Genomic DNA, 13,410 nt, shown 5'->3' with positions numbered 1-13,410 from the left:
TAGTCCCTCTCTAAATGGTTTAAGCGGTAGGATTGGTCGTGAACCTGTACCGTCTACAGCCTTATTTTCATAGACAACTGAGTCCATAATTGCAAGTCTGAGCCTGTGGGAGAGTGGACAAAAGGACAAACCGATACATAGGTGGGAACCGCGGGATGGTTCAGTATAAATGAACGTGAGAGGCAGCTTAGAGAGGTGCCCGCAAAAGCCGGGCGTATCTCTCTAAAAATGGCTCCGCAGGAATGGCTCCGCAGGAATGGCCCCGCAGGGATGATTCCTGCGGAGCCGCCGTACATTGGCAACACTTATGTGGCAACATCTGCTTTTCCACTCTGTTTAACAGTAATCATTTGAACTGCGGCATAGACAACAAGGAACAAAATCATAAACGCCGCCGAATACCGGTACATCACTGCATAGCCTGTCATGGAAGAAATAGCCCCCAGCATCAATGCGCCTGTCGCGACTCCTAAGTCCGTGGAATTGTAGAACATGCTGTTAGCCATGCCGTACTGTTCCTGCGGAACCGATCGGATCATCCAAGCTTGAATGGTCGGCTGAATAGCGCCGAACCCAAGTCCGTACAACAGGGCGGACAGAATGAGCATTGGCATCGATGTTGCATAGGAAAGCACCGTCAAGCTCGCAACGACACAAATGGCCGCAGGAATAAGCACGGCCGCATGTCCCCTACTGTCGAACACTCTGCCGGAGATCGGGCGGATAATAATGATTGTGACAGCATTAAACAAGAAAAATAGGCCGACCTGCTCCAGACGCACCGCTTCTCCATACAGAGCAATAAAGCTGAGCAAGCCGCTGTATGTTACCGACAAGATGACATTTAACAGCGCGGGTAACAACAGTTTCGTATTAAAAGGTTGTTTGGCTTGAGGGCTCGCCTGTGCGCCACGCCGTTTTTTCGGCTCCGGTGGAATCGAACGCGTCAGCACAATAATCGGGAAAGTAAGGAGCACAGTCACAGTACCCAGCATGGCCAACATATTGAAGCCGGACTGCTTCATCACGTTCAAGCCGATCATTGGCCCTATGGACATGGCAAGGCTTGTGGACAGTCCGAAATAGCCGATGCCCTCCCCCATCCTTTTAACAGGAATAATTTGCGATACCAATGTAGGGATGATCGTACTCGCCATCCCGAACCCAACTCCATAACCGACCCGCATGACAAGCAGCGAGCCGATAGATTCGGCCAGAACATAAATACCGGTAATAATGGCAGCTACCGCTAAGCCAACAAACAAAATGACATTGCGATGCACTTTCCGCATCAGCACAGCGGTCAAAAAACGGGTAGCAATCGCGGAAGCCGCGAACACGCTCGTTACAAGGCTGACCGTCAAATCCCCTGCATGGAATTCGTTCTTCACATACGCCGGGAAAGATGATAGCAGCATTTGCAAATTCAAAAATAACAGGAACGCGCAAATCGTTAAAGATATAAACGATTTCGTCCATAGTTTCGTTGATTGTTCATCGTACTGCATGATACTCTCTCCTACTCTCTGTCTGTTAGTTCGTTCACGTGGTTGCTAATCCGGAGAAGCAGCTCCATGAGCACATCATATTCTTCTTGGGAAACACATTGCTTAATGTCCTCAGCGACCTGCTGCTCGATCGGGGTCGTCTCTTGGATTAGCAACCTTCCTTTGTCCGTAATATTGACCAAGAACGAGCGCCGGTCGTTCTCTCCGGTTTTCTTGTAGATGAGCCCCTTCCTCTCCAAATGATCGAGAATTCGAGTCGTCGTCGGCTTATCCTTGCCTGAACGTTCGGCAATTTCCTTCTGGATCAAGCCATTTCCCCTGCCTATCTGGTACAGAACCGACCACTGCTCTGGTGTAATGTCATATTCCTTCAGCCGTTGCTGCAGCAGGTTCGATAATTTGCGGTAGGTCACGCCCATAGCGAAACCGATTGAATGCTCTAAGCCGTTGCCATAAGTCGTCATTCCCATCTTCCTTGTCTCATTCATTTTTAATAGTTGTTTAAACAACTATATGTCAAACAACCATAATTGTAAACCATTAATTATATCCGGTGTATTCGGACACCAGACGTTGCGCAAAAACAGCATTTCCCCGTGTTGATGCCCCGCCCTTTCCGTTCTCCTGATCGCCGTTCGAGATGGAACAAAAAAAGAACGCCCTAGCTCCATCGGATGATGGATAGGGACGTTCTTCGTCATTTCAATTCGATTATTAGCCCAAGCCAACTGGAACCATTAGACATAGCCTTGTTTTGCATGAAGCCAAAAGATAAGCTACTGTTTTGATATCAGCACGATTCTGTCAATCGTTTCATCGCTTAGCTTCGTGCTCGTCTTCCCATCGTCGTTCATATGATACAGACGCCCGTTATCTCCCGCATTGACATAGAAAAATCCGGATACATCGTCTTTGTACAAGCACAAATCCCACTCGACGCCGACCATTTTCTGAAGAGACAAGTCAGACTTCAGCATATAAGCTCCGCTGCTGGCGAACAGCATTGTCGCTCTCACTTTACCATCCGTCAGAAGATTGCGCACATAACCTACGTTGTTTACGGATAGCGCCTTCGTGCTAACGATTTTGTTGTTTTTGAACGTGCTTACATAAGCTTTGCCGACTCCATCTACAAACGCCAGCTTGTCCGTACCTACATTGGCAATTTCCAAAACTCCCGTTTTATGCAATGGGATCGTTTTGCCGTCCATCGTCATGACTTGGCCTTTGGCTTTCGCATAGTTATAATCGCCGTCCGTACCAAGCACGATTCCTTTATTGTACAGATAGTATTTGTTCGCCCATCCGCCAGAATAGACGGAGTTCGTATCAAGCGGCGACTTAGGGTTAATTGCCTTAGGTGCCCCGCCTTTTCTAGGCACCGAATAGAGCACCATACAATCGGTGGAATAGTTGGTCTCCTCTGGCTTCGTGTTGACCATAATATAAGCGGATGCGCTGTCTGTACGCACAAACCATGGGTCCTCGAACGCTCCCGCTCCAATCCACTGCACCTGACCGCTTCCGTCAGCTGCCTTGGACGCTACCCAGGTTGTACGTCCGTTTTTGAGCGCATTATAATAGATGCGTCCGTCAACGATAGTAAAGCGCGGGTGTTTGACATCTGCCATGTCCGCGACGAGCTTCGCTTCCGCAGCGTCAGCAGCATTGGCCGGGGCACGGTAGATCGCGCCTTTATCAGTCATATAGTAAATGAAATCCTTGTTCGTTTCGAAGTAAACGGCACTATCATAAAAACGCTTTGGAATATTTTCCGATCCATCAACTGCAACACGCAGCAGGGTGGTCGATGTTGCGTCATACATGAAATACAGGTAATCTCCAGCTGGCTTCAGTTCAGTTCCCCGGAAGTTGAAGCTTTTCAGCAGACGTTCCGCCCCGGTGCCATCGCTTTTGACCCGGTACAAATCACCATCTGACACATAGTAAACATAAGCGTCGCCAGTTGGCGCCGCAGCTGCCTCGCCTGGCGCAGCCACACCTAGCCCGGTCACGATGAGCGAGCATAGAATGAACGCGCATACCGCCCTTTTGAAAAATAGTGAAACGTTCTTCATTCGATAATCATCCTTTCAAGATTTATTAGTCAGTTTCATTCCCCTAGCTTGTAATCTCTAAATGCTTTTCAAGCCCGATATGATTTATCGGCAAATACTAGTAATATTGTTATACCTATAATTGAATTCAAATAATTGAATTCAAAATCATTTTCCGCTCGTTCCAAGCTACTATTTATAGCACAGAAAAGAGACCCGTCATGCACACCAAAAACAAAACAGGCGACTCTCTATACAGAAAGTCGCCCGTGTCAGTTTAATTCAACTCAATTCGATCATAACCGAATAATTATTGCTCATCTTCCACAAACAGCGGCACTTCGACGAACCCTTGCTCCGTCGTCTTGATAAGCCCTATATCAGACAGTCTCAGCTCGGGAACGACGATTAGCGCAAGCAATGACAGCGTCATGAACGCATAGTTCATCGTGCAGCCAGCTTCATACAAAGCCTCGCTGATAGCGCGAGACTGCTCGGCAACCTCTTCGAACGGTGCGTTCGACATCAGCCCCGCTACCGGAAGCGGCAGCTTGACGAGCTTGTCCGCTGTCACGACGGCGATACCGCCTTGCATATCGGCTACGGCATTGGCCGCTTGTGCCATCAACGCATCCGAGTTCCCGATTACCATCAAATTGTGGCAATCGTGAGCGACTGTCGTCGCAATCGCCGCCGGCACGTTGAAGCCGACGTCGGACACGAGGCCAAGCGCTTGATTGCCTGTGCCTTTATGGCGCTCGATGACTGCGATTTTGCACAAGCCATCTTCCACACTCAGCGCAACGCTGCCGTCCTCAATGCATACGGATACGAGCTGCTCCTTCGTATCGACGTGGTTCTCCCGCACTTGAATCGCTCTTGCCGTCCGCTCTCCCGATTGCACTGGCGCTTGGATGACGAAGTCTTCCGGAGACACTTCCCGAGTAAGGTGAACCGAACGGATCGCTTCTTCCGGATACTCAAATTCCGGCAGCTCAACGACCATGCGGCCATTCTCCGCCACGACTTGTCCGGCAGCAATCGTCATGACGACATTGACATCCGCCAGATTACCATCCAGCATAATGATGTCGGCGCACGAAGCAGGGGTAATCGTTCCGACATCCCGGGCAACACCGAAGCGCTCTGCCGTGTTGATCGTCGCCATTTGGAACGCCGTTACTGGACGGACGCCTTGCGCGATCGCGTGACGCACGACAAAGTCCATGTGGCCTTCATCCACCAGCGATTCAGGGCTGCGGTCATCCGTCACCAGGATCATGCGGCGTGTATCGATACCGTGATCGGTATGAGCCTTAATCGATTCGGCCACATCATGCCATGCCGAGCCGCGTCTCATCTTAGCATAGATGCCCCGGCGCACGCGCTCGATGACATCCTCCGCCTTGACGCTCTCATGACAGCCGGAAATGCCGCTAGCCGCATAAGCGGATATTCTCCAATCGTCAACCGGCCATGTATAATGTCCGTCGGCGACTCTCCCCGCACGCAAGGTCGCTTGGATTTCCCCGATCATTTTCTCATCGCTGAACACGACGCCCGGGAAATTCATCACTTCGCCCAGTGCAATCATATCAGGTCCCCATGTGAAAGCTTCCGCCACTTCCTCTGGACCTATCGACGCTCCGCTCGTCTCCAGCTCCGGTCCCGTCGACGGCACGCAGGAAGCAACTTGCATATACGCCGCCAGCGGTGTTTCTCTCGCTTCGTCGAGCATAAGCCGCAGGCCGGGCAGCCCGAGCACGTTCGTAATTTCATGGGCATCAAAGAACCCGCCAGTCGTCCCCTTGACGAGCACCGCTCTCGCGAATTGCGTCGGAGTGATCTGACTGCTCTCGATATGACAATGACCGTCCAGCAATCCAGGTGCGACATAACGTCCGCCCGCATCGATTACCTTCGTGTCGTCTCCAATCATATGGCTCGCATCCTTACCTACGAAAGCAATGCGTGTTCCTTGCACACCGATGGACATATCGTCCTGAATTTCCCCGGAACAAACATTGACCAATTTTGCATGTTGAATAACGAGTGTAGCCTTCTTATCTCCGCGCGCGGTTGCGACCAGGTCAGGCACACAATCAGCAAGATGCGGTCTGGCAAAACGTTGTGGTGATTCCATGGTAGTGTAGTCCTCCTCGTTGTTGAGTAAAGTGAATCATGTATATACTGCTTGGGTAGGGAGTCTGTGCACAACAATACAATAGCTATTGTTCCACAAACATGTCGAACAGCTTCTGTAACATTACAAATGTCTGCTCGTATGTAAGCAATCCGTCAGGATCAAACTTCTGCTCACCCACTCCAGTCAATAGCGATAAGCTAACCGCCTTATACACGTTGTCCTTCGCCCATGGCGCAATATTTGCATCGTCAGCAAATGTTATCTTTGCCGTGTTGATGTCGGGCGAGCCGCTTCCGGTTCGTTCCGTTAATGTCGTATGCAAATTAAGGACCAGTGTCGCGGCCTGCTGGCGTGTAATGTTGTCCCATGGCGAGAACGTATCCTTGGTTGTTCCGCTGATGAGCTCATTGGCGTATGCCTTTGATATTTCTATACTGCTTATATCTTTAAAGGGCGATTGCCCCTCGGCAAGCGATTTTCCTAAAATATTTTCGCATAGTCGCACAGCCAACTCAGTAAAGCCAATCCTCGTGATGGGCGTCTGATACGATTGGTCATACTGATACGGAACGATGCCATTGCTCTTCGCTTTCTGATAGTCGGTCACGGCCCACGAACTGACGTTGTCATCGCTGCTCGGCTGCTCGACATCAATCAATATCGTGTCGTAGTTTTGGAAATAATTTTCGACACCTAACAGCGTTTGGCCAGACTTTTTCCCCGTAATATACCCTTCCGCATCCACTGCGGCGACCTCTGGATCAGCGATTTTGAATTGGACATTCGCAGCCTGCAGATGAGTGGACGTCGTTCGATAATTGAGCTTTATTGTTTCCCCCGTCGCTAGACGAAGCGATGACGCCCTTAATGTTACTTCAGGAATCATATCGAAAAAGACTGTATCATATTCGATGTCAACGGCTTTGCCTGCTTTGTCGTATAATCCGCTCACTTTTACATGAAAAGCATCATCTTTATGAAACCGTTCTATGCCATCCGGTCTAAAGATGATGCTGAACGGTACCCCGTAGTGACCTGTTTCTACATTAAAATATTTCCCGTTCTTATTCTTATCCTTACTATCGAAAACCCATTGCTTCCCGTCCCTCGTTCTTGTCAAAGCAACCTGGATGTGCTCCGTTCGGGTTCGATCATATCTATCGACGTTAAAGGAGACAGACCAAGGATCGTCAGGCGCAAATATCTCTTCCGGAAAGTAGCCTTGGGCAGGCCAGCTTATGTAATCGTATTTCACTTCTTCCGCGCGTTCCTTATTGATCGCATACATCGATGAATAAGGGACTCCTTCTATTGAATATGCGATTCCGAACATCGTCTTTTTCATAGCCGGATTCAAAATCCAGCGTCGATGTCCTACCCGGTCAATATTACCCGGGCTGCTGTCGGACATATAACCATGGATGATGCTGCTATAGAAGGTCGGTCTGCCCATCGATAAATTGCTCGTCCGCGTCCCTTCATTGCCGAGCTTGAATAATACATCCTCCATGCCGTCTGGGTGTGTCGGATAATGAGTCAGGCGGTCGTTGACAGCATTGACCAGCGCGGCTGCCTGCTGTTGAGTGTGCAATCCCCAGTCCGGCTCAACATCATCTGGCAGCCCAGCCAAGTAACGTACGAAATTCGTCGCGTTCACTCCGTCCAATACATATTCCGCCTTCAACCTGCCCGGTGCAAATGGTGTGCTTGTCTGCGGCTCCACCTCGTAAATATCCGCTGTCTTCATATACTGAAAGCTCGTGCCCATCGGCTTGTACTGCAGCCATTTATTTATAATTTCCTGCTTGGTTCGATTGACCGTCTTCTCTTGTACACGGTGCGGGGCAGCATGGGCCTCGCTACCGCCGCTCCATAACAGTGACAGACAAACGGTAATGACCAGCAGTGTCTTCACATGCAACTTCATACGGGTAACCCCCAATATATATGTCCAGCAATTACGAAATCCAATCTGAAATCATCACATGACCATACCGCCCAGCCAAATGATTATTTCTTTACAGATACATCAATTCGCCTCCACCCTGCATTTTCCTCTATTCTTCGACAAAAACATCACGCATGCTCTCCAATTCGTACTGTAAAAGTGCAAGCTTAAATGAAAAAAGCCGCAGCTTTAGCCACGGCTTCCCTTACTATACTATTTATTTTGCGACTTGCTGACCGGCAATGCGACCGAATGTAATAACATCGGCAATCGCATTTCCGCCAAGTCGGTTCTTGCCGTGAATGACGCCAGTCACTTCACCGGCGGCGTATAAGCCTGGAATTGGCTGGCCTTTCTCATTCAATACCTCTGTCGTCTTATTAATCACGAGTCCACCCATTGTATGGTGAACAGAAGGCACTGCTTTTTGAATGTAATAAGGTCCTTGACTCATATCCTTCAAGCCTGCGCGATGGTTAAAGTCATCGTCTTTCCCTGCCTTGGCGAACTGATTGACGCGATCAACTGTCGCCTGCAGCGCTTTCGGGTCGATGCTGAAAAATTTGGCCGCTTCTTCCAACGTATCTGCTTTATGCAACAGACCGTCTTTGACAAGCATATCGTACTCATCCTGATGTACTTCGATCGTCTTGCCAATATCTGCAATGGATTGGTTCCATAACTGATAAGCGTAACCGCCTTCTTGCGCCAGAATCCCTTTCGAGATTACGTCACGACGCTCCAGCTCTTCGACGAAACGTTTACCGCTCTGGTTTACCAGAATTGCCCCGTCAAAGCGGCTGTCCGCAACAAGCGAGATAACGCCCGTCTTCGGATTGCATACCGGATAAGTCTGGATGCTGTCCATATTTGTAACCGCAGCACCTGCAGTCTGCGCCATGACAATACCATCGCCAGTCGTTCCCGGTGCGTCGGTCGTCATATATTTTTCATCGTATTCCGGATTGTATTGCTTTCTCATTTCGACGTTGGATCCGAAGCCGCCCGCAGCGATGACGACGCCTTTGTTGGCATGGAACGTGATGGTGTTGCCCTTGGCTCCTGTTGCCTCGACTCCTACGACTTTTCCACTTTCATCAGTAATCAATTTGTCCGCCTTCGTGTTCGTCTTCAGAATGACCCCGGCTTCATCCATATGCTTTTTCAGCTTCGTAATGAGTTCAGCGCCCGTATGTCCTTCCGGAATAAGCGCACGCTTTACGGAATGTCCACCGAATTGGAACAAGTGATCCTCCAGGAAATTGACCTTTATTTCATCCTTCAGCCATTCGGCAGCAGCGGTTGCATTCTCTGCAAGCACGCGGACCATTTCCGGATCGCCTATATCGTCTCCGCCTTTGAGCGTATCTTTCACGAACAAGTCTACACTGTCTTCAATGCCGAGATTTTTCTGTACCCACGTATTGGCCGCGTTCATCTCGCCACCGGAGATGAGCGTATTGCCGCCTACGCTTGGCATTTTTTCAAGCAGAACGACCGAAGCCCCCGCTTGCTTCGCTTCCAATGCTGCGCTGAATCCGGCACCGCCTGCGCCGATAACGACGACATCATACGTCTGTTCTGCAGGCTCCTCCGATTGGCTGTTTCCTTCCGCCTTCTTCGCGACGAGCGTCAACCCAGCCTTCGCCACCGCATCCTTTACCGCATCAATGAAACCTTGGCTTGTCATGGTCGAACCGCTGATCGCATCTGCATCCGCGCTATTCGATGCGATCATCGTATCCTTCAGTTCTTTATAAACAGGCTCGGCCAATACTTCGTTTTCCTTCTGTTCGAGCACTTTAATATCCTTAATCTCATTGTTCTCAAATGATACTTCTACCTTAATTGCACCGTGTTTTCCATCGCCTTCTCCGATAGAAGTGACTGTCGTCCCCTGTTCCGTTCCTTTGTCAGCGCCTTGAACATCCTTGTTTCCATCACCACATGCAGCCAACATCACGACTAAACATAGGATGAGCAGAATGCTACCCGCTTTCTGAATACTCTTCATGTTGTTTAACCCCTTGTCTAATATGCTCTAGTCTCGCAGCGAAACAATACTGTGCACAATACAATAATTATAGTAGCACAGTTTTTTTTATTTAAAAGTGAAAGTTATCACTTTCACTAACTTTAAAATGTTATCCATAAAAAAAGAGGGTCGACCCTGACCCTCCCTCTAGATGCTATGATATCATAGCAAAGACTTGCTCATGACACCTGACTCGCTTTATACCCTTTGCCAATGAACTCATGAACGTTATGGACGGTTACATAAGCATGATCATCCAGTTCGCAAATGATTTTTTTCAGTTGAACGAGCTCCTGCTTGTTAATGACGATATACAGCAGTTCTTTGTTGGAACCTGTATATCCTCCTCGTCCTTCTAACACCGTCAATCCGCGCGACATTGCTGTCGTCACCTTTTGTAAAATTTCATTCGGCTTTTCTGAGATGATGAGAACCGCTACCCGCTCATCCAGACCTTCAATCATGAAGTCGATAACTTTCGCGCCGACATACACGGCAATTAATGTGTACATCGCTTTCTCTTGACCGATGATGAATATCGAGCCTGCAATGACGACGATGTCGATAATGAGCATCCCTTTGCCGACACTCCAGCCCAAATACTCATTCGCCAATCGGGCCAATATTGCGGAACCGCCCGAAGTGCCTCCAGCACGGAATATGAGGCCGAGACCGATGCCTACCAGCAATCCCGCAAACAGGGCTGCCAATAGCGTGTCATCGTTAATCTGCACCCCGATTTGTTCGGTGACATGCAAAAACAACGAGGTTAACACGATGCTGATGACGGTATATATGACCGTTTGCTTGTCAAAAAAACGATAGCCGATTGCAAGTAAAATACTGTTTAAAATAAAGTTAACGATTCCAGGCGACCATTCGAACAAATAGTGCGTCACCACAGTTATGCCGATGATTCCGCCCTCCGACAGCCGGTTTGGAATGGCAAAATAATTAATGCCGAGTGCAAAAATAAGTGAACCTAGCGCTACTAACGCAATGTCCCTAAGAAGTTTTTTCATCTTGATAAGCCTCCCACATGCCATTGTACACGATATGAACCACTATAGGGAAGATTCGGTATTATTCGGCGTGAGAGGTTCGACGCTTTACTCGCTATATTCCGATTGCAGCAATCCCATATGAATAATATGGTGCCATGCGCCATTGCGGAACAAAGCTTCTCTGGACATCCCTTCCTGCTGGAAGCCCAGCTTCTCATACAGCTTAAGCGCCCTCGTATTGAAATCAAACACCCTTAGCGAGATGCGGTGCAAGTTCAATTCCATGAAGGCATAACGAAGCAAAAGACCAAGCGCTTCTTGTCCGTATCCCTTCCCCCAATAATCCGGTTCACCAATGTCAATAATCAGTTCGGCGTTCCTATTTTTAAAATCAATGGAAATGAGCGAAGTAATTCCGATGGGCTGATCGGAAGCTGAGTCCATTATGAAATACGTTTTTGAGTGGGTGGAGCCGAGAATGACATGTTGAACGAAGCTCCCGGTTTCCTCCATTGAATAGATGTCTAGGGCAGGGCTTGTCGACTCCATCACGCCGATCGTATTTCTCCACTTGTGATAAACAGCAATGTCTTGTTCAGTCATTTTCCTTAGCTTGATTCGGTTCGTTGCAAACATTATGCTACCTCCTATCGTTATTTGCCTGAAGTGGACATTCTCATTATCCGCTTTGCCAGAAGAGGAAAAAAGGGTATAATCCATGCTTAAGTGTCCCCTTTTAGGAGGTGAGCCAATGATACTGGAATACTTGGAGTTCCGCGCCTATTTATATGATCGGGAAGTCGAGCGCAAAGCAGCATTCCTGCTGCACGAGCTGGCAACCATCTGGCGCTGCAGCGTCAAAAACGCAAAACGTAAATTAAAAAAACTGACGGAACAGCGTTACTGTTCCTACACTCCTGGCCGTGGCAGGGGTAATCGTTCGGAGGTTCAGTTTTTCACCGATTTTCGCAAGGAACTGCATACCGTAATCCGGCAATATCTAAATGAAAGAGATTTGGAGCGGCTAATGCATGTATTACAGCTCCCCTTTCCTCAGCAATGGATAGACGATTTGCGCAAGCCTATACAGGAGCAATTAGGGCTGCAAACGTCTGAACCTGCCACTGATGTATTGCACGCCATCATAACACAGCCCATGACGGCCATCGATCCAGCGCGTTCATCGATTACGTTCGATCAGATGCTCGTCTCTTTGATTGGCGATCCCCTGCTGCAATATGATGCGGACAAGGACGAACTTCTTCCTCATCTGGCCATCGCATGGGAAGCGGATGATCGCTATGAAACATGGACGATCTTTTTGAGAAAACGAATTCTATTCCATCATCACCGTACATTGACGAGTGCCGATGTAAAATACAGCTTAGAACGGCTGCAGCAAGCATCGTGCGCGAATCGATGGCTTGCGGAGGATATCGCTTGGATTCACTGCTTGTCCCCGCTCATGGTCCGAATCAATCTTCGTCAATCCAATCCTTTGTTCGGACGTTACTTGGCGTCAGTGCCGATGACGATTGTACCAGCGGATGCTCCGATACAAGACAAACATTTCATAGGAACGGGCGCCTACAAAATAACGGAATGCACAGAAAGCAAAGTGGTCTTGGAAGCGTTCAACGATTACTTTAAAGAACGGCCTTTTATCGATGCTGTCCAATTTTGGAAGATACCTCCGGAAAAAGCGCAACTGATTGCGTATCGCGTACCATGGATGACGGACAGCCTGGACCGGCGTTGCAGGAAAATCGCGTAGAGCATGGCTTTCGTTTCGTCATGTTTAATACGAAGCATGTCCCCTTGATGAGAGATCGAGAGCTCCGGCTGGCTATCAACGAGCTGTTTGCGATGGATGAGATGTGGCGGGATTTGGACAGAAGTGGACTGGTGCATGCATCTCACTTCTTCCCTTGGAAGAGCAAGCCTATAAAACGAAGCTTAGGGACTGCAAAGCAATGGCTCCAGAATAGCTGCTACAACGGAGAGACACTGCACGTGTACACATTGGATTTGCCAGAAGCATGGGCGGAGGCAGTCTGGTTTCAGCAGCAGGCCGCACGAATCGGCTTGAACATGATGCTCCATCCCTACTCTTTCAATGAGCTGTATGACCGCTCCATGGATGAGGACATTCATATAATATTTTCCGGAGAGGTGTCCTCGCTTGATCCGCACCTTTCGTTTTTGGGCGCTTTTTACAATGATGCGCTCGCTTTCAGAAGATTTATCGCAGACAATCATATGACCAGCATAGATAAAAAGCTAAAAAAAATGAAGCTCGCTCCTGCCGCTGAACGAGAGCAGCTCATCGATGAAGTCGTCCAGTACATGCACAAGGAGATGCTCATTGTATTTATGCATCACCCGCTTCATCAACGCACGTTCGATCCGATGCTTCAGCATATCCAATACGATACATTCACATTCGTTGACTTAAAAAAGCTGTGGATACGCCCGTCAAATGATGCAGATACGCCGGGATAATGCCATGCCGCATCAAGCACAATATTAAACAAATAACATGCGGCTGTCATGGACTGTCATAACAACTGATGAACAGCTTCATCATATATAGATGCATTTCCATAGTAAAAAGACTGAAATAGAGACCGAAGATGCTGCTTTCGGTCTTCTCCGACTTATAGAGTACATTTTGACCAATGTAATCTTTAGCCTCATTACGTTTTACGCCGC

Annotated in this window: 10 protein-coding genes; 2 read left to right on the top strand and 8 right to left on the bottom strand. The window is 48.6% G+C overall.

Annotated elements, in window-relative coordinates; translation table 11 throughout:
- Positions 1-305: 305 nt before the first annotated feature.
- From M3650_RS06715 to M3650_RS06680, 8 genes are all read right to left on the bottom strand, one after another.
- Positions 306-1,508 carry an MFS transporter gene (locus M3650_RS06715; protein WP_251573477.1) on the bottom strand — a complete coding sequence of 401 codons (1,203 nt, stop codon included), beginning with the start codon at positions 1,506-1,508 and terminating at the stop codon, positions 306-308.
- Between the two features lie 11 nt (positions 1,509-1,519).
- The gene (locus M3650_RS06710; RefSeq protein ID WP_483311729.1) at positions 1,520-1,978 is read right to left on the bottom strand and encodes a MarR family winged helix-turn-helix transcriptional regulator; all 459 of its coding nucleotides are present in this window, start codon (positions 1,976-1,978) and stop codon (positions 1,520-1,522) included.
- A gap of 306 nt (positions 1,979-2,284) precedes the next feature.
- Positions 2,285-3,586, bottom strand: coding sequence for a DUF5050 domain-containing protein (locus tag M3650_RS06705; protein WP_251573475.1), 1,302 nt, complete (start codon positions 3,584-3,586; stop codon positions 2,285-2,287).
- A gap of 289 nt (positions 3,587-3,875) precedes the next feature.
- A complete protein-coding gene (locus tag M3650_RS06700) occupies positions 3,876-5,708 on the bottom strand; it encodes an adenine deaminase (protein ID WP_251573473.1) in 1,833 nt (610 codons plus the stop codon).
- Between the two features lie 85 nt (positions 5,709-5,793).
- Entirely contained in the window at positions 5,794-7,638 is a 1,845-nt protein-coding gene (locus tag M3650_RS06695) for an S-layer homology domain-containing protein (RefSeq protein WP_251573472.1), read from the bottom strand.
- 238 nt (positions 7,639-7,876) lie between these two features.
- Positions 7,877-9,673 carry a flavocytochrome c gene (locus M3650_RS06690; protein ID WP_251573470.1) on the bottom strand — a complete coding sequence of 599 codons (1,797 nt, stop codon included), beginning with the start codon at positions 9,671-9,673 and terminating at the stop codon, positions 7,877-7,879.
- Between the two features lie 200 nt (positions 9,674-9,873).
- A complete protein-coding gene (locus M3650_RS06685; RefSeq protein WP_019422602.1) occupies positions 9,874-10,716 on the bottom strand; it encodes a YitT family protein in 843 nt (280 codons plus the stop codon).
- An 87-nt stretch (positions 10,717-10,803) separates the two neighbouring features.
- A complete protein-coding gene (locus M3650_RS06680) occupies positions 10,804-11,334 on the bottom strand; it encodes a GNAT family N-acetyltransferase (protein WP_019422603.1) in 531 nt (176 codons plus the stop codon).
- Positions 11,335-11,449: 115 nt separating this feature from the next.
- Between M3650_RS06680 and M3650_RS06675 the strand changes: the two genes are divergently transcribed.
- Together M3650_RS06675 and M3650_RS06670 are read left to right on the top strand one after the other, a co-directional pair.
- The gene (locus M3650_RS06675) at positions 11,450-12,472 is read left to right on the top strand and encodes an ABC transporter substrate-binding protein (protein ID WP_251573468.1); all 1,023 of its coding nucleotides are present in this window, start codon (positions 11,450-11,452) and stop codon (positions 12,470-12,472) included.
- Complete coding sequence (locus tag M3650_RS06670) at positions 12,427-13,200, top strand: periplasmic substrate-binding domain-containing protein (RefSeq protein ID WP_251573466.1); 774 nt, start codon at positions 12,427-12,429, stop codon at positions 13,198-13,200. The genes M3650_RS06675 and M3650_RS06670 overlap by 46 nt, the downstream gene beginning before the upstream one ends.
- Positions 13,201-13,410: the final 210 nt, after the last annotated feature.

The sequence above is a fragment of the Paenibacillus sp. MER TA 81-3 genome (genome assembly GCF_023713585.1).
GTDB classification, from domain to species: domain Bacteria; phylum Bacillota; class Bacilli; order Paenibacillales; family Paenibacillaceae; genus Paenibacillus_B; species Paenibacillus_B profundus.
This window is presented reverse-complemented; position numbering and strand designations above follow the sequence as displayed.

Bases quoted from the DNA above. Each gene is read 5' to 3' on its own strand.
- M3650_RS06715 (WP_251573477.1), bottom strand. From the start codon at position 1,508: ATGCAGTACGATGAACAATCAACGAAACTATGGACGAAATCGTTTATA.
- M3650_RS06710 (WP_483311729.1), bottom strand. From the start codon at position 1,978: ATGGGAATGACGACTTATGGCAACGGCTTAGAGCATTCAATCGGTTTC.
- M3650_RS06705 (WP_251573475.1), bottom strand. From the start codon at position 3,586: ATGAAGAACGTTTCACTATTTTTCAAAAGGGCGGTATGCGCGTTCATT.
- M3650_RS06700 (WP_251573473.1), bottom strand. From the start codon at position 5,708: ATGGAATCACCACAACGTTTTGCCAGACCGCATCTTGCTGATTGTGTG.
- M3650_RS06695 (WP_251573472.1), bottom strand. From the start codon at position 7,638: ATGAAGTTGCATGTGAAGACACTGCTGGTCATTACCGTTTGTCTGTCA.
- M3650_RS06690 (WP_251573470.1), bottom strand. From the start codon at position 9,673: ATGAAGAGTATTCAGAAAGCGGGTAGCATTCTGCTCATCCTATGTTTA.
- M3650_RS06685 (WP_019422602.1), bottom strand. From the start codon at position 10,716: ATGAAAAAACTTCTTAGGGACATTGCGTTAGTAGCGCTAGGTTCACTT.
- M3650_RS06680 (WP_019422603.1), bottom strand. From the start codon at position 11,334: ATGTTTGCAACGAACCGAATCAAGCTAAGGAAAATGACTGAACAAGAC.
- M3650_RS06675 (WP_251573468.1), top strand. From the start codon at position 11,450: ATGATACTGGAATACTTGGAGTTCCGCGCCTATTTATATGATCGGGAA.
- M3650_RS06670 (WP_251573466.1), top strand. From the start codon at position 12,427: ATGGATGACGGACAGCCTGGACCGGCGTTGCAGGAAAATCGCGTAGAG.